Consider the following 20707-nt stretch of genomic DNA (forward strand, 5'->3'; position numbering starts at 1 on the left):
AGTGCAAGTGCCGGCGAAGAAAGGGTCACTATGAGTCTTCGCCAAATTACTCCCTGTGGTTATGGGTCCCCGCGTTCGCGGGGACGACATCGGTGCGAGACCTCAGGCCTTGAAATACGCGATCTGCGTCGTGGTCGCGAGCAGCCTGCCGTTCGGCGACCACAGCTCGGCGTTCTGGTCGGCGTAGCTCTTGTGCATGATCTTCGAATCGGCCGTCGCGAGCACGCGCGTGATGTCTTCAGTCGCGAGCTCTGCGCTGTCGGTGTGGAAATAGGTCGTCAGCGACACCGTGCCGAACGGCACCAGCTCGCGGCGCGCGTGGAAGATGCGGCCGAAGAAGGCATCGGACATCGACGTCAGCGACAGCATGTCGAGCTTGCGCGGCGTACGGTCGCTGATCCAGATCTTCGAGTAGGTGCTGGCGGGCTCGGCCTGCTGCGGGCCGATCCGCATCTCGCCCTCGACGAAGCGGAACTCGTACTGGTTGGCCCAGGACGCCGAGATTTTCGGAAACGGCATCGTCTCTTCGAACGGCTTTGCATCCGGGTATTGCGCCACGCGGTGCTCCCAGGACGGCCGCCGCTCGGCGAACACCGCGGTCGCGAGCGTTGCGACCTCGCCGCCGCCCTGGCTGAGCTCGACGCTCCAATGCTGGCTGGAGCGATTGGCCTTCACCAGCCGCACGTCGAGATCGAACGGACCCCTCGCGATCGGCGCGCAGTAATTGACGGTCAGCGCCAGCGGATCGCCGGCGGCTTGCGGATGCTCGATCAGCGCGCGCAAAATGGTCGCGGCGGTGGCGCCGCCGAACGGGCCGACGAAGGCCCAGTAATCGTCGCTGGTGTGTCCCTGCCAGCTGGAGTCGCCGGCGGTGACGCGGGTGGCATCGTCGAACGGGTGCGGGAGCTTGGCGTGCATCGGAGTCCTCGGTGTCTCCCCGCCGTCATTGCGAGCGCTGCGAAGCAATCCGGACTGCCTCCGCGGAAAGAAACTGGACTGCTTCGCTGCGCTCGCAATGACGGGGTTTGAGGTTGCGGCGTCGATAGTGCCGACCCCGCTCTGGGGATGATGACAATCATATCATCATCCGCCCTGCGAGATGCAATAACCTCGCAGGTAACGCCGATTTCACGCCGCGGAAAATCAGCCTGCGGCGTTGCGCAGATCCGGCAGCACCGGCGTGGTCGGGTTGACCGGCACGTTCCAGATTTCCTCGGCATATTCGCGGATGGTGCGGTCGGAGGAGAACCACGCCATGCGCGCAACGTTGAGGATGGAGGCGCGTGTCCAGGCCGACGAGACCAGCCAGCGCGCGTCGACCGCGCGCTGCGCCTCGTAGTAGGAATCGAAATCGGCGCTGACCATGTAATGGTCGAGATAGCGCAGCGCATGCGCGATCGATTCGAAGCGGCCGGGCTCGCCGGGCGAGAACTCGCCGGCGCCGATCGCGTTGATGGCGCGCTGCAGCTTCGGCGAATTGCGGATCACGTCGGAGGCGTCGAGCCCCTGCTTGCGCCGGATCATCACGTCGCCGGCCTCCATGCCGAAGATCGCGATGTTCTCAGCTCCGACATGGTCGCGGATCTCGATATTGGCGCCGTCGAGCGTGCCGATGGTGATGGCGCCGTTGAGCGCCAGCTTCATATTGCCGGTGCCCGAGGCTTCCATGCCGGCGGTGGAGATCTGCTCGGAGAGATCGGCCGCGGGAATGATCACCTCGGCGAGGCTGACATTGTAGTCGGGCAGGAACACGACCTTGAGCTTGCCGTCGATCGCGGGATCGTTGTTGACGATTTCGGCGACGTCGTTGATCAGCTTGATGATCAGCTTGGCGTAGCGATAGCTCGCCGCCGCCTTGCCGGCGAAGATCTTCACCCGCGGCACCCAATTGCCGCTGGGGTCGTCCTTGATCGCCTGGTACAGCGCGACCGTCTCGATGACGTTGAGCAGCTGGCGCTTGTACTCGTGGATGCGCTTGATCTGCACGTCGAACAGCGCGCCCGGATCGACCTTGATGCCGAGCCGCTCGCCGATCAGGCGCGCCAGGGCCGTCTTGTTGTGGTGCTTGACGCTGCGGAATGCCTTCTGGAACTCGACGTCGCTGGCGCGCGCCTCGATCAGGCTGAGCTGGGTGGGGTCGTCGAGCACGGCATCGCCGCAGGTCTCGCGCAACAGGTCGGTCAGCTTCGGGTTCGCCAGCATCAGCCAGCGGCGGAAGGTGATGCCGTTGGTCTTGTTGGTGATACGGCCGGGATAGAGATGGTTGAGATCGTGGAACACGGTCTCGCGCATCAGGTCGGAATGCATCGCCGAGACGCCGTTGATGCGGTGCGAGCCGACGAAGGCGAGCTGGCCCATGCGCACCCGGCGGCCGCTCTTCTCGTCGATCAGCGAGACCGAGGCGCGGAAGTCGATGTCGCCGGGGCAACGCGCCTCCGCAAGGGCCAGATGCTGCACGTTGATCCGGTAGATGATCTCCAGATGCCGCGGCAACAGCCGTTCGAACAGCTCGACCGGCCAGGTCTCCAGCGCCTCGGGCAGCAGCGTGTGGTTGGTGTAGGAGAGGGTGGCGACCGTGATCTTCCAGGCCTCGTCCCAGCGGAAATTGTGGAGGTCGACGAGGATCCGCATCAGCTCGGTGACGGCAAGGCTCGGATGGGTGTCGTTGAGCTGCACCGCGACCTTGCCTGCGAGGCTGCGCAGCTGGCCGTCGGAGGCGAGATGCCGTTTCACCAGGTCCTGGAGCGAGGCCGACACGAAGAAATATTCCTGGCGCAGCCGCAGCTCGCGGCCCGCCGGGCTTTCGTCGTTCGGATAGAGGAACTTGCAGATCGCCTCCGCGCGCGCCTGCTCGGCGCTGGCGCTGACATAGTCGCCCTTGTTGAAGGCATCGAGCTTCAACGGATCGGGCGAGCGCGCCGACCACAGGCGCAGCGCATTGACGTGATGGCCGCGCCAGCCGACGATCGGCGTGTCATAGGCGATCGCCTGCACGGTCTCACCCGGATGCCAGATCGCGCGGTCGCGGCCCTTGTCCTCGACATGCTCGACGCCGCCGCCGAAATTGACGTCGTAGATCACCTCGGGCCGCTGCAATTCCCAGGGGTTGCCGAAGCTCAGCCATTCATCGGGATATTCCTGCTGCCAGCCCTGATTGATGATCTGGCGGAACAGGCCGTAATCGTAGCGGATGCCGTAGCCGATCGCGGGAATCGACAGTGTCGCCATGCTCTCCATGAAGCAGGCGGCGAGGCGGCCGAGGCCGCCATTGCCGAGCGCGGCGTCCGGCTCGCATTTGCGCAGCTCCGGCAGCGAGACGCCGAGATCGCCGAGCGCGACCTCGAAGATCTTCAGCAGCCCCATGTTGTTGAGCGCGTCGGTGAACAGGCGGCCGATCAGGAATTCGAGCGAGAGATAATAGACCCGCTTGCGTCCCGCGTCGTAGCTGTGCTTCTCGGCCGTTAGCCAGCGATGCACGATGCGGTCGCGCAGCGCGAGCGCTGCGGCCTGGTACCAGTCGTGTTTCGTCGCCATGCCCGCGTCCTTGCCGATGGCAAGGCGCAGCTTTGCCAGGATCGCGCCCTTGATCTCAGCCAGCGCGAGTTCGTCGATGGGCTGTCCGGGGGCCGGAAAACTGGGTTGGAACGATGAATCCTGCAAAGCCGTCACTTCCTGGGTCGAAAGAACTCTTACCAATCTACGCGTCCTGCCCTTGCACCGGAACTGTCGCCCGTGCGCGCGTGCACTGCGCTGGCGCAAATTTATGCAAGGAACGGGCCGAGTAGGGAACCCGGGCGAGCACGGAGAAACCGGGATTCGGTGCTAGATTACGAAAGATTCAGCCATCAGTGTGGAGGAGACCCCCATGAGACTGCTGACGCGACTGCCGATCGAAATCGCCGCTGCGGCCCTGCTCGTCGCCTGCATCAGCGCCTCCGGCGCGGCCTTTGCCGCCGGCAAATCCGGTCGCAGCGCCGACGGTCTCAGTTGCGGATTCACGGTCCCGCAGAATGCGTCGCCCGCAGCCCGCTGCGCTGCGATCAAGCGCCAATGCGGCGGCAAGTTCTACGCAAATGCGTGCGGCGACAAGCTGCTGTCCGCGGCCAATTGAGAGACGCCGGAGGACCAGCGAACTCAAGCCGCCTTGGTCTGCACCGTGTCGCAAAACTCCGCGAGACGATCGGCAAGCCGCAGCGCTGCCGGGCTCGCATCCGGCGAAGCCATCAGTGCGAGCTCGGTCTTGTTGATCGGCGCAAAGCCCTCCTTCGCCGTCAGCACGCGGTGCTCGGACTGGATCGACATCTCCGACAGGATACTCAAGCCCATGCCGGCGGCGACGGCGGCCTGGATGCCGGCGAGATTCGATGACGTATAGGCGGTGTGCCAGGCGCGGCCAGCGCTTTCCAGCGCGTGGATGGCGCCAGCACGATAGATGCAGCCGAGCGGAAAGCCGATCAGCGGCACCGACGACACGTTGACGTCGACCGGATGGCTCTTGCTGGTGACCCAGTGCACCCGCTCGGGCCACACCGCGATCGCGTCCTTTCCGCCGGCCTCGCGCTTGTAGAGCGCAAGATCGAGCTCGCCGCGTTCGAGATCGCGGGCCAGGTGCTTGCTCTGGTCGGCGCGCACGTCGAGCCGCAGGCCCGGATGCGAGCGCGAGAACGCACCCAACAATTTGGGCAGCCGGTACGCCGCGAAATCCTCGGGGATGCCGAGCCGGATCGCGCCTTCGCTATCAGGCTGGCGCAGCACGTCCCGCGCCTCCTCGGCGAGCGAGAGCAATCGGCGCGCATAGGAGAGCAGCCGCTCGCCGGCCTCGGTCGGCCGCACGTCCTTGCCGTCGCGGTGCAGCAGCAGCTGGCCGACATCCTCCTCCAGCCGCTTGATCTGCTGGCTCACGGTCGACTGCGTGCGGTGGACGCGGGCGCCGGCGCGGGTGAAGCCGCCGGCCTCGACCACCGAGACGAAGCTGCGCAGGAGCTCCAGATCGAGCATGGGCGGCATCCATTCGAAATTCAACTGGCGTGGAGTTAATCATTTAATTTCCAAATGACAAGCCGCCTCTCTAGATCGAGGGCATTCTGGAGAATGCCCTCATGTCGCTCGCCACCTCGCTTCCCGCGCCCCGCAGCCGCTTCAACACGTTGCCGTTCGCCATCGGCCTGTTCTGCCTGCTCTGGAGTTACGCCTTCATCGCCGGCAAGATCGGCGTTACCCATTGCCCGCCGCTGATCCTGCTCGCCGCGCGTTTCTCGCTCGCCGGCATCTTGATCCTGGGCGCCACGCTGATCCGCAGCGACGGCTGGTCATTGTCCTGGCGCGACGCCGCCATCTTCGCCGTGCTCGGCATCGCCAACAACGCGCTCTATCTCAGCCTCGGCTATACCGGGCTGCAATCGGTCTCCGCCGGCCTCGGCGGCCTGATCGTCTCGGCCAATCCGGTGTTCACGGCGGCGCTCGCCGCGATGCTGCTCGGCGAAGGCATGACCTGGCGCAAGGCGAGCGGCCTCCTGCTCGGCGTGATCGGCGTGACGGCGATCGTCTGGCACCGCCTGTCGGTAGGCACCGATTCCCTGCAGGGCATCGTCTTCACGCTGGCCTCGCTGGCCTCGCTCGTGGCCGGCACCATCCTGTTCAAGCTGCTGGCGCCGAAGGGGTCGTTGTGGATCGGCAACGGCGTGCAGAACCTCGCCGCCGGCATCGTGCTCGCGCCGGTCGCGCTCACCTTCGCCGATATCCATGCGATCGACTATACGCCGAGCCTGATCGGCGCCTTCGCGTTCCTGGTGCTCGGCGGCTCGATCCTGGCCTATTGGCTCTGGTTTCATCTGCTGAAGGTGTGCGGCGCCACCGCCGCCAGCGCCTATCATTTCCTGATGCCGCCGCTCGGCATGCTGTTCGCGTTCCTCGTGCTCGGCGAGCACGTCGAGGCGCGGGACCTGCTCGGCATCATTCCGGTCGCGCTCGGGATCTATCTGGTGACGCGGCCGGCCAAGGCGGCGTCGTGAGCCCGGTCTTCGTCATGGCCGGGCTTGACCCGGCCATCCACGTCTTCGTTGCCGTGCGCAAGAACGTGGATGCCCGGGACAAGCCCGGGCATGACGGCGACGAGGCAGTATGCGCCCATCAATCCTTCCTGAACACGATCGACGCCATCCAGCCCGTCATCAGCGCCATCGCCACCGTGGCCAGACCGTACAGAAACCCGTTGTGCCGTGCGGTGGTCGCGACGAACTGCTCGAAGCCGACCTTGACGATCTCGAACGCGGTCTCGGTCTTGCCGATGAATGCGCCGTTCGCAAACAGCTTGATCTCGATCTCATAGGTCCCGATCGGCACCTCCGCGGGCAGTGGAATGCCGGTGCGGAACAGCGTTGGTGTCAGGAACGTCACCGCGCCCGGATCCTCGCGATAGAGGCCGCGCTGGGTGCGCAAGCGAATGAAGGCCGAGCGGAACGCATCGTTCGGCACCACGTCGGCGTAGTCGCCGCCGACCCGCTGCGTCAGCAGCACGTTGTTGAGCCCGATCTGCTGCCGCCGTGCGATCTCGGGCGAGGTGATCGCGTCGAAGGGGCGGTTGGCGAACAGTGCGAGATAGCTCGGCACCTGCAGGAACTGCCGGTAGTCGGTGTTGATCCAGATGCCGAAGGTGCGCTCCTTGCGCCGTGTCACCATGTCGGCGCGCGGGCCCCTCACGGTGACGACGAGATCGTAAGCCGTGCGGTCGGCCGGCGTCGTGGCGTCCCTCTCGACCGAGCCGAACAGCACCAGCTCCTCGCCGGAATAGTTCGGTGTCACCGTGACGCGGTGGTTGGAGACCGACACGATCAGCCGCTCGCCCCGCGCAGCGTCGCCGAGCAGCAGGACGAGAACGATGGCGAGAAGCGTGCGCGTCATCCGCTCACTCCCAGCTCGCGAATGGTGAAGAGATCCGAGGGCTGGATCACCAGCTCGATCGCGAAGCGGACGCCGACCGAGAGGATCAAGAGGCCGAGCAGCAACCGCAGCTGCTCGCCGCGGATCTTCTGGCCGGCGCGGGCGCCGAACTGCGCGCCGGTGACGCCGCCGACCATCAGGATCAGCGCCAGCACGGCGTCGACGAGGTGGTTGGTCACGGCGTGCAGCATGGTCGCGAACAGCATCGTGACGAGCGTCAGCACCATCGAGGTCCCGATCACCGTCGAGGTCGGCACCCTGAGCAGATAGATCATGATCGGCACCAGGATGAAGCCGCCGCCGATGCCCATGATGGCGCCGATGAAGCCGATCACGATGCCGACCACCACGACCGGTATCACCGAGAGATAGATCTTCGAGCGCTTGAACCGCATCTTCAGCGGCAGGCCATGGATCCAGTTGTGCGTGCGTCGCGGCGGCAGCGCGCCGCGCCGGGTCCGCATCAACGCGCGCAGGCCTTCGGAGAACATCAGGCTGCCGACGGTGGTGAGCAGCACGACGTAGGACAGCGCGATCATCAGGTCGAGCTGGCCGAGCGCGCGCAGCTGCGTGAACGTCCAGACGCCGAGTGCCGTGCCGGTCACGCCGCCGCAGAGCAGGACGCTTGCCAGCGCCGGATCGATCGCGCGCCGCCGCCAGTAGGACAGCGCGCCGGAAAACGACGAGGCCGCGATGTGGCTCGCGACGGAAGCGACCGCCACCGCCGGCGTGATGCCGATGAAGATCAGCAGCGGCGTCATCAGGAAGCCGCCGCCAATTCCGAACATGCCCGAGACGAAGCCGACCGCGGCGCCCATGGCGAGCACCAGGAAGACGTTGACCGGCAGATCGGCGATCGGAAGGTAGAGCTGCATTGAACCACGCACCGGCGAGACGGATCGACGAACGCGGAATGCTCGCGGAAAGGACGGAACGATTGCCGCGCCCCTCAATAGCGGAATTCGGAGCGGGGAGGGACCGGGAACTTCGCGCGTGGTGAATGGTGATGGAGAGAGCCTGAAGGAGACACGATGGTTGCGGCACCGAAGGTGCGCTCCCTCCCCCGCCTGCGGGGGAGGGTTGGGGAGAGGGTGTCTCCGCAGACAGATTCCCCAAGAGGAGAGAACCCCCACCCGCCGCGCTTCGCGCGTCGACCTCCCCCGCGAGCGGGAGAGGTGTACCGAGTCCGCGGCACGTTGATCGGATCTAAAACCTAATTCGCCGCCGAAGCCGAGCGCTTGGTCGCGACGGCCTTCGGCGCCGGCTTGGCGCTTGCCTGCGGCGCGGTGTCCCAGCCGCCGGCGGGCGCTGAGACATTGACGGCATCGTCAGGCTGCGGCTCGGCGCTGAAAGTCTGGATCGCGAGCTTGGCGGCGGCGAGCGACTGCGGGTCGAGGCGCTTGGCGACGTCGTCGCGCTTGCCGGCTGCGTCCGCATCGCCCTGCGCGGCCGCCAGGCTGAACCATTTGTAGGATTCGGCGAGGTTCTGCTCGACGCCGATGCCGCGGGCATAGAGGATGCCGAGGTTGAACTGGCTGTCGGCGACGCCGCGGTCGGCCGCCTTGCGGAACCACTGCGCCGCGCTCTTGTAGTTGGCGCCGCGCCCACCGCCGTCGGCGTCGAGCACCGCGAGATTGTGCATCGCCTTGGCGTTGCCGCGCTCGGCGGCCTGGGTGTAGTAGCGGCGGGCGATGTCGGCGTCCTTCTTCACGCCAAGGCCCTTTTCGTAGAGCGTGCCGAGGCGGAAGATCGCGGGCACCACGCCGGCCTGCGCCGCGCGGTCGTACCACTTCGCCGCTTCGTCGTAATTCGTGGCGACGCCCTTTCCTTCGGCAAAGCGCACGCCGATCTCGTAGGCCGCGGTTGCATCGCCTTTCATCGCGGCGGTGCGCAAGGCCGGGCCGCCGATGCCGTCAGGCAGTCTCTCGCTCGGCGGCACCTGGACGAGGCCGAGCCTGGTGCGGCTCGTGCCCGACAGCGCGCCGGTGACGTCGCTGGAGGCCGGCGGGGCCGCGGCAGGGGCCGGCGGGATCTCGACCGAGGCCGAGTTGCCCGGAATGGCGGTTTGCGCCGGCGCGGCATTGTTCTGGGATTGCCGTCCGATCGGCGTCGGCGACGTCATCGACGGCGTGATCTGCTCGGGCGTGGCGGGCTTGGTCTCGACCGGGGGCGGCGGGGCCAGCGGCGCGGGCGGGGTGGACGTATCGTCCATGGCCTGCGGCGCCTGCGGCGGGCTGCCGCCTTCGAGCAGGTTCATCGCCATCTTGAAGGTGCCGAGCACGATCACGACCACGCTCGCGCCGACCAGCAGCGAGCGGATCTTCGAGGTGATGGTCGAACCGCCGTCCTTGCCCTTGGACCGGTCAGCCCCTGCCTTGGCGGCGCGGCCGGTCTTTTCCGGCTGCGCCGCGGCGGCTTGCGCGGCGCGGCGTGCGGCCGCGATGAAGCTCGACGACGACACCGGCTCTTTCGGCGCGGTGGCAATTCCGCTGATCGCGCTCTCGGAGGCGGCGATGCGCTCCGACGGCGTGGCGAGGCGTCCGCCCGGCCGCGTGCCCGGCTCGAGCGGATGATCCGGCGGCAATTCCGGCGCGAGCGCGGCCCTCGCGGGCGCGGTGTGTGGCTCCAGGATTTCGCTGATCGCACGCGGCGGCAAGGGTGGGGCGACTTGCGGTGCTGCGGGCACCGGCGGCGGCGCAACCGGCGCGGCCGCGTGGAATTCGCGCGGCGCGGCGACGAAGGAGGCTTGCGCACCCTGCGCGGCGGCGGGATTGGGCAGCTCGGGCTTCGGATCGTATTTCGGCTGCTGCGGTTGTGGCCGCGGCTCGCGCGCCAGCGGCGCCGACTCCATCGGAGCGGCCATCGGCATCGGCTGCGGCGCCGGCACGGTGCGCACCGCGCGCAGATCGCCCTCGATCATCGAGAGGCGATCGACGACGTGGCCGAGCGCGCTGTGGACGGCCTCGAGCGAGTCCTGGGTGTGCCGGTTGGTTTCGGCCTGGCTGAAGCGGATGTCGGAGAGCTCGCGCTTGACGAGATCGACCATGCCGGAATCTGCGGGCGGTGCGGAGTTGCGGCTCTCGGCCAGCGCGGCATAGGTCGCCTGCTGCCGCTCGAGATGCCGCAGGATGTCGTGCAGCCCGTCCTCGACGCGGCTCAAATTGCCGTTGTGCGGATCGGAGGCGGCTTCGATCCGTTCCAGCAGATAGGAGACGCGCTGTTCGAGATGCGCGAAGGTGGACGCGGAATCGCTGCCGACCTGCATGCGGTCGAAACGGTCCGACAGCGCGCGGATCGCGGCTTCGAGGTGCTCGGTGCTCTCGGATGGCTGAGGCCGTTCGCGGGTTTCGAGCGCGGCGGTGAGCGCGGCGATGCGCTGCTCCAGCACCGCGAAGCTGTCGCCGTGGCCGGAGGCGCGGGTGATCTGGTCGACCTTGGACGACAGCAGCTGCACGTCCTCGGAAAGCCGTGCCAGCGCCTCGTTGGAAGCCACGTTGGAGACGATGCCGCGCAGCGCCGAGATCGCGCCTTCGAGCTGCTGCACAGTCGAGGGATCGTCATTGGCGCGCAGGATCAGATCGAGCTTGGCGCCGAGATTGCGGATCGCCTCGTCGTAGCCGGTGAGCTGCTCGGCCGGCGTCAGCGTGCGCAGCACCTGCTTGATGTCGGACAGCGCATGCTCGATGCCTGACAGGACCTGGCCGTCGGTGCCGTTGGACCGGGTCTCGTCGATGCGACGGTGCAGCGAGCGGATCTCGTTCTCGATCGATTCGATCGCGCGCCGCGGCATCGCCTCGGTGATGGCGGCACGGATTTCGGCAAGCTCGCTGCGGAAGGCGTTGATCGCCTGCTCGGTATTGTCGGGACGCTGCAACGACTCGATCTGGCTCGTGATCTTGAGCAGGTGGCGCTCAAGCGACGAAAAATCCGGTCCAGGCTGCGGTGGCGGCGGCGCGTAGGCAGGCGCCGGCGGCGCCAGGGGCGGCGCGTAAGGAGCGGCAGGCGCAAGCGGCGGCGCGGCACGCGGCGGCATCTGCCTGGGCGCAAAGCCGTCGAGCTCGCTCTGGCGCGCGGTGATCTCGGCGACCGCGACGTCGAACGAAGCCGGGCTCAGGGGCGGTGAGCTGCGATAGACCTGCGCGGCCGCGCGCTCGACCGCGTCGGCCTGGCGCTGGCGCGTGTCGACCGGGGCGGGGCGTGGGGCCTGCGGCTGCTGCGGTTGCCGCTGCGGGCGGGAGATTTGCGACAGGCGCGCATCGAGCCGCGAGATCGCATCGTTGAGCTGACGCGCGACGCCCTGCTCGCGCGAGACGTCCTGACGCGGGGCCGGCTTGGAAATCCGTTCGATCTGCTGGGTGATCGCGTCGAGCCGTTGGTGGATGTCCGCGACTTCGCGGCTCTCCTGACTGGGTCCTTGGCTCGGCATGTGCTGCGGACGCTGGTCGTAGGGTCCGCGAAAGTTCGGCGGGGCAGCCTCGCCGAGCGTGGAGTTCAGCCAATCGTTGAGTGACATGCCGGCTCTGTGCGCAGCAGCTTCGGCCCGCTCCCGGACGGATGGGTCGATGCCGTCAACACTCCACGATACGCGCGAATTCATGACTCTGTCCGGTTCCGACTCCGGCGCCCCACCCGGCGCCTCCAGCCTCCCCACGCGCCCCGGTTGCAAAGACAATCGAATTTGGCGCGGGTCGTCTGCCTCGAAAACCGACTTTTTCCTGTTACGGTAAATAACGAGTTAAGGAACGCGTCGCCGCTGTCTTAAAGTTGGGCGGGGAACTCGGGGTGACTAGCACCGCTGGTCGTCATGGCCGGGACGAGCCCGGCCATGACGCAGCAATCCCGGCTCCTCACCCCTTCCCTTCGCGCTTGCCATCCTCGATCGGCACCACCGTGGCCTTGCCGCTCATCGCCGACAGCGCCTCGAGCGCTTCCTCGCAGAAGTCGGCCACCATCTGCTCGTGCCGGGCCCCTAAGCGGAGCAGGAGCAGGTTTCCAAGATCGAGCTTGCCCTCCGCCGTGCCGTCCGGAAAACGCTTCTTCAGGATACGCTCGTAATTGGCGTGGCGGTCGCGGTGGTGCTCGAGCCGGGCCATCAAATCGGCGCGCAGCGGCTCGATGTCGATGCTGTCGAGCGCGTGGAGGCGGACCAGGAGGTCGTCCTTGGTCGAGGCCGGTGTACTTGGCCGCGCGGCCCAGTGCCGCAGCGCTGTTCGACCCTCCGGAGTGAGCGTATAAACCAGCTTGTTGGGCTTGCCCGATTGCACGACCTCGCGTCCCTGGATGTAGCCGCGGTCGCGCAGCTTGGAGAGCTCGCGGTAGATCTGCTGGTGGTCGGCCTTCCAGAAGAAGCCGATCGAGGAATCGAACGTCTTGGCGAGCTCGTAGCCCGTCATCGGACGTTCCGTCAGGCATGCGAGGATCGCGTCGCCCAGTGCCATGACCGGCCTCCTGTTCTCTCGACCTTATGGCTTGACTTTATGCGCATCGGCGCATATGCGTCAATGTGCATATGAGGCGGCTGAAGGGCCGGGCGAAAGATCCGTCCCGAAAACCCAGCGGAATCAACCTTCTCGCTACTGTGCATGGGGTTGTTTTCGCGTTTTTTGCCAAGGCTCCTGGAGAAGCCCTTTAGGGAGGCACCCGAGAATGACCGGCCTCGATTCCTGGTACGCCTACATGAAGTCTCATGACCGCACCGCGCTCTGGGATCTTCTGCACCCCGATGCCGTGTTCGAAAGTCCCGTCGTTCACACGCCCCAGCGCGGGCGCGACATCACCTTCAAATATCTCTCCAGTGCCGAACAGGTGCTCGGCGGTCCGACCTTCACCTATGTGGGTGAGTGGAGGAACGAGCGCGGCGCCGTGCTCGAATTCAAGACCATGATCGACGGCATCGAGATCAACGGCGTCGACATCATCAGCTTCGACGGCGAGGGACGCATCACGCACTTCAAGGTGATGGTGCGTCCGCTCAAGGCGATCAACATGCTGCACCGTCTGATGGCCGAGCAGCTGGCTGCCCAATCATGACACTGCCCTGAGTTGCCGAACCCGCTAAGCTCGCGGGCAAACGCGCCGCGGGAACCGCACGAACATCATTTCAAGGCCCATGCCGGGAGAACCCCATGCCGATCTATAAAGCCCCCGTCGAAGACGTGAACTTCCTGCTGAACGACGTCTTCCAGATCGACCGCTACGACAATCTGCCGGGCTTCTCCGACGCGTCGAGCGACGTGCGCGAGGCGATCCTCGGCGAAGCCGCCAAGCTCGCCGAAGAGGTGCTGCAGCCGCTGAATCGTGTGGGCGATCTCGAAGGCTGCAAGCGCGCCGACGACGGCAGCGTCACCACGCCGAAAGGCTTCAAGGAAGCGTTCAAGCAGGTCGTCGAGGGCGGCTGGCTCGGCCTGTCGGCGCCGACCGAATACGGCGGCCAGGGCCTGCCGGTGACGCTGAGCCAGGCGGTCAACGAATTCCAGATTTCCGCCAACATGGCGTTCTCGATGTATGGCGGCCTGACCATGGGCGCGACCGCGGCGCTGCTGGTGCACGGCACGCCCGAGCAGAAGAAGACCTACGTCCCGAAGATGGTGTCCGGCGAATGGACCGGCACCATGAACCTCACCGAGCCGCATTGCGGCACCGACCTCGGCATGCTCCGCACCAAGGCGGTGCGCCAGCCCGACGGCAGCTTCAGGATCACGGGCACCAAGATCTTCATCTCGGCCGGCGAGCACGATCTCGCCGACAACATCATCCACCTCGTGCTCGCCCGCATCGAGGGTGCACCCGCAGGCATCAAGGGCGTGTCGCTGTTCGTGGTGCCGAAATTCCTGGTGAACGCCGATGGCTCGGTGGGCGCCCGCAACGGCGTCGTCTGCGGCTCGATCGAGCACAAGATGGGCATCCACGGCAATTCGACCTGCGTGATGAACTACGACAACGCCACCGGCTGGCTGATCGGCGAAGAGAACAAGGGCATGCAGGGCATGTTCGTGATGATGAACGAGGCCCGTCTCGGCGTCGCCGTGCAGGGCCTCGCGCAGTCCGAGGTCGCCTATCAGAACGCCGTCGCCTATGCCCGCGAGCGCATCCAGGGCCGTTCCCTCACCGGCGCCAAGGCGCCGGACAAGCCGGCCGATCCGATCATCGTGCATCCCGACGTGCGCCGCACGCTGCTGTCGATTCGCGCCTTCAATGAGGCCGCACGTGCCTTCGTGATCTGGACCGCGCTGAAGAGCGACGTCGCCCACCGCTCCGAGGATCCCAAGGACCGCCAGGCCGCCGACGACCACATGGGCCTGATGACGCCGGTGCTGAAGGGCTTCCTCACCGACTACGGCTTCGCCAACGCGGTGCAGGCGCAGCAGATGTATGGCGGCCACGGCTACATCGCCGAGCAGGGCATGGAGCAGTTCGTGCGCGATGCGCGCATCGCGATGATCTATGAGGGCGCCAACGGCATCCAGGCGCTCGACCTCGTCGGCCGCAAGCTGCCGCGCGACGGCGGCCGCGCCATCATGGCCTTCTTCGGCGAGGTCATGGCCTTCGCCAAGGAGAATGGCGGCGACGAGGCGCTCAAGCCCTTCATCACGCCGCTCTCCACCTCGCTCGGCCACCTCCAGCAGGCCACCACCTGGCTGATGCAGAATGCGATGGCGAAGCCGGACAATGCCGGCGCTGCCGCAACCGACTACCTGCATCTCTTCGGCTTCGTCGCGCTCGGCTATATGTGGGCGAAGATGGCCAAGGTGACGCAGGCCAAGATTGCCGAGAGCGGGGCGACGCCCTATCTCTCGACCAAGCTCGTCACCGGCCGCTTCTTCATGGAGCGGATGCTGCCGGAGACCGCGGCCAATCTCGCGCGCATCCAGGCCGGCTGCGCCACCATCATGGAATTGCCGGCGGAAGCCTTCTGAGGCCTGCTCCCGCCGCCGTTTCCCAATAGCTTTCAAACATCACATCAGGAGGGCGTCATGCCTGAGGCATTCATCTACGACCACGTTCGCACCCCACGCGGCCGCGGCAAGGCGGACGGCGCGCTGCACGAGGTCACGGCGCTCGCGCTCGCCACCGTGCCGCTGAAGGCGCTGAAGGACCGCAACAACCTTCCCGAAGATTCGGTCGACGACGTCGTGCTCGGCGTGGTCGATCCCGTCGGTGAAGCCGGTTCCGACATCGCGCGCTTCGCCGCGCTCAAGGCCGGTCTCGGCGATGCCGTGCCCGGCGTGCAGATCAGCCGGTTCTGCGCCTCCGGCCTCGATGCCGTGAACTTCGCCGCCGCGCAGATCATGAGCGGTCAGCATGAGCTGGTGATCGGCGGCGGGGCCGAATCCATGAGCCGCATCGGCATCGGCGCTTCCGGCGGCGCATGGCCGATGGATCCCTCGATCGCGGTGCCGGCCTATTTCATGCCGCAGGGCGTCTCGGCCGATTTGATCGCGACCAAATACGGCTTCTCGCGTGACGACGTCGACGCCTACGCCGTGCAGAGCCAGCAGCGCGCGGCCAAGGCCTGGGACGAGGGGCGCTTCGACAAGTCGGTGGTGCCGGTGAAGGATATCAACGGCCTCACGATCCTCGCCAAGGACGAGCACATGCGTCCGTCGACCACGATGCAGTCGCTGGCGCAGCTGCAGCCGTCGTTCACCATGATGGCGCAGATGGGCGGCTTCGACGGCGTCGCGGTGCAGTCGCATCCCGAGATCGAGCGCGTCAACTACGTGCACCACGCCGGCAATTCATCGGGCATCGTCGACGGCGCCGGCGCCGTGCTGCTCGGCAGCAAGGAAGCGGGCGCGAAGTACGGCATGAAGCCGCGAGCGAAAATCCGCGCGTTTGCCAATATCGGCTCCGAGCCCGCGATGATGTTGACCGGTCCGGTCGACGTCACCGAAAAGCTGTTCGCGCGCTCGGGCATGAAGAAGTCCGACATCGACCTGTTCGAGCTCAACGAGGCCTTCGCCTCCGTCGTGCTGCGCTACATCCAGGCTTTCGACATCGACAGCGCCAAGATCAACGTCAATGGCGGTGCCATCGCGCTCGGCCATCCGCTCGGCGCGACCGGTGCGATGATCCTCGGCACCGTGCTCGACGAGCTCGAGCGCACCAACAAGTCCACCGCCCTGGTCACGCTGTGCATCGGCGGCGGCATGGGCACCGCGACCATCATCGAGCGCGTCTAAGGGTAGGGAGCAACCAGCATGTCATACAAGAATTTCAAGGTTGAAACCGATTCCGACGGCATCGCGCTCGTCACCTGGGATATCCCGGGCCGCTCGATGAACGTGCTCGACGAGACCTCGACCAATGAGCTCGAGGCGATCGTCAAGGCGACCACCGCCGATGCGGCAGTGAAGGGCGTCGTCATCACCTCCGCCAAGGAAGCGTTCTGCGCCGGCGCCGACCTCTCCATGCTTGAAGGCATGAACCAGGCCTACGCCAAGGTGTTCAAGGAGCAGGGCGAGACCGCGGCGAACCAGATGCTGTTCGACCAGAGCCGCCGCTTCTCGCTGGTGCTGCGCTCGATCGAGACGTCGGGCAAGCCGTGGGCGGCCGCGATCAACGGCCTCGCGCTCGGCGGCGGCTTCGAGATCACGCTGTGCTGCCATTATCGCGTGGCCGCCGAGAATCCCAAGACGCGGCTCGGCCTGCCCGAGGTCAAGGTCGGCCTGTTCCCCGGTGCCGGCGGGACGCAGCGTGTGCCGCGCCTGGTGCCGCCGCAGGACGCGATGACGATCCTGCTCAAGGGCGATCCCGTCACGGTCGAGAAGGCCAAGGCGTTGAACCTGATCCACGCCGTGGTTCCCGCTGCCGATCTCATCAAGGCCGCCAAGGACTGGATCAAGGGCGGCGGCAAGGCCGTCGCGCCGTGGGACGAGAAGGGCTTCAAGCTGCCTGGCGGCCCGGTGTTCTCCAAGGCCGGCATGATGATGTTCCCCGCCGGCAATGCGATCTACCGCCGCGAGACCTACGACAATTATCCGGCCGCGCGCGCCATCATGAGCTGCGTCTATGAGGGCCTGCAGCTGCCGATCGACGCCGCGCTGCGGGTGGAGTCGCGCTACTTCGCCTCGGTGCTGCGCTCGAAGGAAGCGGCGGCGATGATCCGCAGCCTGTTCCTGTCGATGCAGGAGCTCAACAAGGGCGCGCGCCGTCCCAAGGACGTGCCGCCGACCAAGGTGAAGAAGATCGCGGTGATCGGCGCCGGCTTCATGGGCGCCAGCGTCGGCTATGTCTCGGCCCGCGCCGGCCTCGACGTCGTCCTGATCGACCGCGACCAGGAGAGCGCCGACAAGGGCAAGGCGCATGCGCAGAAGGTGATCGAAGAGCAGATCAAGAAGGGCCGCGCCAAGCCTGGTGACGCCGAGGCGCTGCTCGCGCGCATCACGCCGACCGCGGACTACGCCGCGCTGAAGGATGTCGACCTCGTCATCGAGGCCGTGTTCGAGGACCGCAAGGTGAAGGCGGACACCTTCGCCAAGGCGCAGCAATATCTGAAGCCGGACGTGATCTTCGCGTCGAACACCTCGACGCTGCCGATCACCTCGCTGGCCGAGGGCTTCAAGGACCAGGGCAAGTTCATCGGCATCCATTTCTTCTCGCCGGTCGAGAAGATGATGCTGGTCGAGATCATTCTCGGCAAGAACACCGGCGATGTCGCGCTTGCGACCGCGCTCGACTACGTCCGCCAGATCGGCAAGACGCCGATCGTCGTGAACGACTCTCGCGGCTTCTTCGCCAACCGCTGCGTCGGCCGCTACGTCGCCGAAGGCAACGAGATGTTCCTGGAAGGCGTGCCGCCGGCGATGATCGAGAACTGCGCCAAGATGGCCGGCATGCCGGTCGGCCCGCTCTCGTTGTCGGACGAAGTCGCGCTCGACCTCGGCCTCAAGATCATGAAGGCGACGGAGGCTGATCTCGGTCCCAACGCCATCAATCCCGATCAGAAGAAGCTGATGGTGGAGATGGTCGAGAAGCAGGGCCGCCTCGGCCGCAAGAACGGCAAGGGCTTCTACGATTACCCCGAGAAGGGCAAAGGCCAGAAGAGCCTGTGGCCGGGCTTGTCAGCGCTGCAGCCGAAGCAGCTCGACCCCGATACGCTCGACATCGAGGAGCTGAAGCAGCGCTTCCTGGTGGTGCAGGCGGTCGAGGCCGCGCGGACGGTGGAGGACCACGTCATCACCGATCCGCGCGAGGCGGATGTCGGCTCGATCCTCGGGTTCGGTTTTGCGCCGTTCACCGGCGGCACGCTGTCCTACATCGACTTCATGGGCACGAAGAAATTCGTCGAGCTCTGCCGCAAGCTCGAGGCGAAATACGGCTCGCGCTTCACGCCGCCGAAGCTGCTCGAGGAGATGGCTGCGAAGGGCGAGACCTTCTACGGCCGCTTCGCGCCGAAGAAGGCGGCGGCCTGAGAGAGACCTGTAGCCCCGGATGACGCGTGAGCGAAATCCGGGACAGATCGTCTCCGGATGCAGTTGCCCGGACTGCGCTTCGCTCCATCCGGGCACGCAGAGACAAAAGGCCGGCTCATTGCCGGCCTTTTTATTTTCCGTCGCCGGACGGCGAGAATGCACGCCCCGATACGGTCTCGCCGGCGAGACTGGCCTTCCAGCTGCCTTCGTCGCCGCGGCCGATGCGCACTTCAAAACGCCAGCCGTTCTGGTTGGTGAAAGCGATGTCTGCGCCGCGCTTCGTCTTGGCGTAGCTGCACCGATATTCGGTCGGCCGGTCCGGAAAGACGATCTTTCCTTCCTTGCTCTCGAACGCGGCCGAGGTGATCTGCGGATGGATCATGAAGATGCAATCGCGCTGCGGCGCGACCGGCGTCGACAGGCCGAGAATCGCGAGCGGCGCACCAGCGGTCATGAGGACGATCATATTCATGAGGCAACTGTCTCTTGGAGATGATCCTTCGACGTCGTCGCCGATCGCATGGTTCACGATGAAGAAGGGCTGGATCATCCACGCCAAATTCCTGCCGCAGCCACGCTCCGCCCTGGCATCGCTCTTGCTGATGTTCCCCCGGATGGCCCATTGGCATTGAAGGTGTCCCGCAATGATCCCCACGGTGTCTCAAGACAGCGCAGCCGGCGTTGCGGTAAGATACGCCCCCCTGCTGCTTCTGGGTCGGTCGTGGCGACGCCGCGGGCTCCTCCGGCGGCGCAGGAAAATTCCCTCGTGGTTCGGCCTGGTCCTACTCGTTCTCCTTCTTGATATCGCGATGGCCGTGCTCGCCTGGCTCGCCGTCGATGTCGTCCTGCATTGAGAGCTCGCCTCTGTACAGGTAGAACGTCGCCGCCAAATAGGCGAGCTGGCCGGCAACCAGGCAGCCGACGACGATTGGAACGCCCGTCCAAAATCCAAAGCCTGAGGTCTGAAGGACCGTTGCTGTAACGATCGCGGTCGCCGGCGAGACCAGCAACAGGGTCCAGACTCGGAAGATGAGCCCCGTCGCCAGGCCAATGATTGCGCTCGCGAGCAGGAGAAGGAGTACAGCCGTCACAATTGCTTCCCGGTCCAGTGGTCCGCGTCGTGTTCCCGCGCTGAAGCTGAGCCAAGTGGCGTGCTCTCACAAGGATGGCGAGGGCCGCTGAGTGCACAACGCAGAGTTATTGTTAACCCAGACAATGCTCGTAAAATTGAAGTCAGTGCATCGCGAAATATTCGGATTCAGCGAATGGTGCAGGCAGTGAGCCGAATCATCGATCCGAGTCTTCGTCGCCTCGCCTGTCCTTCTCTGCGAGCGGCGGACCAATGCTTCCGCGCAGCTCGGAGGTGAGGGATTTCAGCTTGTGGTGCCCGGAACTGTCGCGGGCCGGCGCCAGCGCCTCGGCCGAGGCCTGACGGCGATCTTCTGGACAATCACCGGGCCTTCGGTCACGATCTCACCGCTGTCGAGGCCCGGCGCAGGACTTGGCCCCCAGGGGTCAGCTTCAGACAGTCCTCGCCCATTTCGAGCTTCTTGGCGCCGATTCGACCTCGACCATCTCATAGGGCAGGCCGGCTGACGGGAGGGCCATGAGGGGGACGGCGAGCAGGCACCGGTCGAATCCTGCGGTTTCGCGGAATTCCGCCTGATGCTTGGTTCGGCCGAAAGAGCAACTACATGCACCTGCTTGAAATAGTCAAGATTGATGCAGGTGCATCAAATGGAGTAAGAGACGGGCGACGAACTTGAGCGGGACCATGAAACGCAAACCATCGACCGAGGCAACGGCTGCCTGGATCCGCCTGATGCGGGTGCAGAGCCGCGTGCTCGATTGCGTCGAGCAGGACTTGAAGAAGGCCGGCTTCCCACCGCTGGCCTGGTATGATGCGCTGCTCGAATTGTCGCGGGCGCCCTCGGGCGAGCTGCGGCCGGTCGAACTCGAGCGGCAGATGCTGATCCCGCAATATTCCACCTCGCGGCTGATCGACCGCCTGGTCGACGAGGGCCTGGCCTCGCGGCGCGAATGCAAGGTCGACAAGCGCGGCCAGTTCGTCGAGATCACGGAAGCCGGCCGCGAGTTGCAGAAGCGGATGTGGGGCGCCTATTCGGCTGCGATCGAGAAATATGTCGGCTCGAAACTGTCCGATGCCGACGCCGTCAAGCTCAGCAATCTGCTCGATCGCCTGGGCTGCTCGTGCGGCGAGGTGAAACTGCCGCCCGCGGGCGTCAACGAAAGCATGCCGTCGCGATGATCGCGCGGCAAACCGCTCGTCCGCGCAACCGGTGGGTTCGCGGGCCATCCCTGTCACCGCGCGCGTTCGGTCGAAGCGCCTTTTG

Annotated in this window: 16 protein-coding genes; 7 read left to right on the forward strand and 9 right to left on the reverse strand. The window is 65.9% G+C overall.

Going from position 1 to position 20707, the window contains the following annotated elements; translation table 11 throughout:
* Positions 1 to 102: 102 nt before the first annotated feature.
* The gene (locus ACM42_RS30730) at positions 103 to 918 is read right to left on the reverse strand and encodes an acyl-CoA thioesterase (protein ID WP_271531358.1); all 816 of its coding nucleotides are present in this window, start codon (positions 916 to 918) and stop codon (positions 103 to 105) included.
* A 225-nt stretch (positions 919 to 1143) separates the two neighbouring features.
* On the reverse strand, positions 1144 to 3660 hold the full coding sequence (locus ACM42_RS30735; RefSeq protein ID WP_271532248.1) for a glycogen/starch/alpha-glucan phosphorylase: 2517 nt from the start codon (positions 3658 to 3660) through the stop codon (positions 1144 to 1146).
* Positions 3661 to 3865: 205 nt separating this feature from the next.
* Between ACM42_RS30735 and ACM42_RS30740 the strand changes: the two genes are divergently transcribed.
* Entirely contained in the window at positions 3866 to 4111 is a 246-nt protein-coding gene (locus ACM42_RS30740) for a hypothetical protein (protein ID WP_271531360.1), read from the forward strand.
* A 23-nt stretch (positions 4112 to 4134) separates the two neighbouring features.
* Here the strand turns inward: ACM42_RS30740 and ACM42_RS30745 are convergent, their stop codons facing one another.
* On the reverse strand, positions 4135 to 4998 hold the full coding sequence (locus ACM42_RS30745) for a LysR family transcriptional regulator (RefSeq protein WP_271531362.1): 864 nt from the start codon (positions 4996 to 4998) through the stop codon (positions 4135 to 4137).
* A 101-nt stretch (positions 4999 to 5099) separates the two neighbouring features.
* Between ACM42_RS30745 and ACM42_RS30750 the strand changes: the two genes are divergently transcribed.
* Positions 5100 to 6011, forward strand: a complete 912-nt coding sequence (locus tag ACM42_RS30750) for a DMT family transporter (RefSeq protein WP_271531365.1) — start codon at positions 5100 to 5102, stop codon at positions 6009 to 6011.
* A 118-nt stretch (positions 6012 to 6129) separates the two neighbouring features.
* On the opposite strand, the gene ACM42_RS30755 is transcribed toward ACM42_RS30750, so the two are convergent.
* The 4 genes from ACM42_RS30755 to ACM42_RS30770 all read right to left on the reverse strand — a co-directional run bounded on the left by ACM42_RS30755 (position 6130) and on the right by ACM42_RS30770 (position 12377).
* Complete coding sequence (locus tag ACM42_RS30755; protein WP_271531367.1) at positions 6130 to 6900, reverse strand: TIGR02186 family protein; 771 nt, start codon at positions 6898 to 6900, stop codon at positions 6130 to 6132.
* Entirely contained in the window at positions 6897 to 7814 is a 918-nt protein-coding gene (locus tag ACM42_RS30760; RefSeq protein WP_271531369.1) for a sulfite exporter TauE/SafE family protein, read from the reverse strand. The genes ACM42_RS30755 and ACM42_RS30760 overlap by 4 nt, the downstream gene beginning before the upstream one ends.
* 338 nt (positions 7815 to 8152) lie before the next feature.
* On the reverse strand, positions 8153 to 11536 hold the full coding sequence (locus tag ACM42_RS30765; protein WP_271531371.1) for a hypothetical protein: 3384 nt from the start codon (positions 11534 to 11536) through the stop codon (positions 8153 to 8155).
* Between the two features lie 250 nt (positions 11537 to 11786).
* Complete coding sequence (locus ACM42_RS30770; protein WP_271531372.1) at positions 11787 to 12377, reverse strand: PadR family transcriptional regulator; 591 nt, start codon at positions 12375 to 12377, stop codon at positions 11787 to 11789.
* A gap of 208 nt (positions 12378 to 12585) precedes the next feature.
* On the opposite strand from ACM42_RS30770, the gene ACM42_RS30775 reads away from it, so the two are divergent.
* The 4 genes from ACM42_RS30775 to ACM42_RS30790 all read left to right on the forward strand — a co-directional run bounded on the left by ACM42_RS30775 (position 12586) and on the right by ACM42_RS30790 (position 18353).
* Positions 12586 to 12969: a nuclear transport factor 2 family protein gene (locus tag ACM42_RS30775; RefSeq protein WP_028179840.1), complete on the forward strand. Its 384-nt coding sequence runs from the start codon at positions 12586 to 12588 to the stop codon at positions 12967 to 12969.
* A 95-nt stretch (positions 12970 to 13064) separates the two neighbouring features.
* Positions 13065 to 14855 carry an acyl-CoA dehydrogenase C-terminal domain-containing protein gene (locus ACM42_RS30780; protein ID WP_271531375.1) on the forward strand — a complete coding sequence of 597 codons (1791 nt, stop codon included), beginning with the start codon at positions 13065 to 13067 and terminating at the stop codon, positions 14853 to 14855.
* A gap of 57 nt (positions 14856 to 14912) precedes the next feature.
* Positions 14913 to 16121 (forward strand): acetyl-CoA C-acetyltransferase, encoded by a 1209-nt coding sequence (locus ACM42_RS30785; RefSeq protein ID WP_271531377.1) that lies wholly within the window; start codon positions 14913 to 14915, stop codon positions 16119 to 16121.
* A gap of 18 nt (positions 16122 to 16139) precedes the next feature.
* Positions 16140 to 18353, forward strand: a complete 2214-nt coding sequence (locus ACM42_RS30790; protein WP_271531379.1) for an FAD-dependent oxidoreductase — start codon at positions 16140 to 16142, stop codon at positions 18351 to 18353.
* Between the two features lie 130 nt (positions 18354 to 18483).
* Here ACM42_RS30790 and ACM42_RS30795 read toward each other — a convergent pair whose 3' ends face one another.
* Together ACM42_RS30795 and ACM42_RS30800 are read right to left on the reverse strand one after the other, a co-directional pair.
* On the reverse strand, positions 18484 to 18825 hold the full coding sequence (locus tag ACM42_RS30795) for a hypothetical protein (RefSeq protein ID WP_271531380.1): 342 nt from the start codon (positions 18823 to 18825) through the stop codon (positions 18484 to 18486).
* A 310-nt stretch (positions 18826 to 19135) separates the two neighbouring features.
* Positions 19136 to 19444 (reverse strand): hypothetical protein, encoded by a 309-nt coding sequence (locus ACM42_RS30800; RefSeq protein WP_271531381.1) that lies wholly within the window; start codon positions 19442 to 19444, stop codon positions 19136 to 19138.
* 683 nt (positions 19445 to 20127) lie between these two features.
* Between ACM42_RS30800 and ACM42_RS30810 the strand changes: the two genes are divergently transcribed.
* Positions 20128 to 20622 (forward strand): MarR family winged helix-turn-helix transcriptional regulator, encoded by a 495-nt coding sequence (locus ACM42_RS30810; protein ID WP_028179834.1) that lies wholly within the window; start codon positions 20128 to 20130, stop codon positions 20620 to 20622.
* Positions 20623 to 20707 lie beyond the last annotated feature (85 nt).

Source organism: Bradyrhizobium sp. CCBAU 25338 (genome assembly GCF_028128965.1).
Taxonomy (GTDB): Bacteria; Pseudomonadota; Alphaproteobacteria; order Rhizobiales; family Xanthobacteraceae; genus Bradyrhizobium; species Bradyrhizobium liaoningense.

Bases quoted from the DNA above. Each gene is read 5' to 3' on its own strand.
- ACM42_RS30730 (WP_271531358.1), bottom strand. From the start codon at position 918: ATGCACGCCAAGCTCCCGCACCCGTTCGACGATGCCACCCGCGTCACC.
- ACM42_RS30740 (WP_271531360.1), top strand. From the start codon at position 3,866: ATGAGACTGCTGACGCGACTGCCGATCGAAATCGCCGCTGCGGCCCTG.
- ACM42_RS30745 (WP_271531362.1), bottom strand. From the start codon at position 4,998: ATGCTCGATCTGGAGCTCCTGCGCAGCTTCGTCTCGGTGGTCGAGGCC.
- ACM42_RS30750 (WP_271531365.1), top strand. From the start codon at position 5,100: ATGTCGCTCGCCACCTCGCTTCCCGCGCCCCGCAGCCGCTTCAACACG.
- ACM42_RS30755 (WP_271531367.1), bottom strand. From the start codon at position 6,900: ATGACGCGCACGCTTCTCGCCATCGTTCTCGTCCTGCTGCTCGGCGAC.
- ACM42_RS30760 (WP_271531369.1), bottom strand. From the start codon at position 7,814: ATGCAGCTCTACCTTCCGATCGCCGATCTGCCGGTCAACGTCTTCCTG.
- ACM42_RS30765 (WP_271531371.1), bottom strand. From the start codon at position 11,536: ATGAATTCGCGCGTATCGTGGAGTGTTGACGGCATCGACCCATCCGTC.
- ACM42_RS30770 (WP_271531372.1), bottom strand. From the start codon at position 12,377: ATGGCACTGGGCGACGCGATCCTCGCATGCCTGACGGAACGTCCGATG.
- ACM42_RS30775 (WP_028179840.1), top strand. From the start codon at position 12,586: ATGACCGGCCTCGATTCCTGGTACGCCTACATGAAGTCTCATGACCGC.
- ACM42_RS30780 (WP_271531375.1), top strand. From the start codon at position 13,065: ATGCCGATCTATAAAGCCCCCGTCGAAGACGTGAACTTCCTGCTGAAC.
- ACM42_RS30785 (WP_271531377.1), top strand. From the start codon at position 14,913: ATGCCTGAGGCATTCATCTACGACCACGTTCGCACCCCACGCGGCCGC.
- ACM42_RS30790 (WP_271531379.1), top strand. From the start codon at position 16,140: ATGTCATACAAGAATTTCAAGGTTGAAACCGATTCCGACGGCATCGCG.
- ACM42_RS30795 (WP_271531380.1), bottom strand. From the start codon at position 18,825: ATGAATATGATCGTCCTCATGACCGCTGGTGCGCCGCTCGCGATTCTC.
- ACM42_RS30810 (WP_028179834.1), top strand. From the start codon at position 20,128: ATGAAACGCAAACCATCGACCGAGGCAACGGCTGCCTGGATCCGCCTG.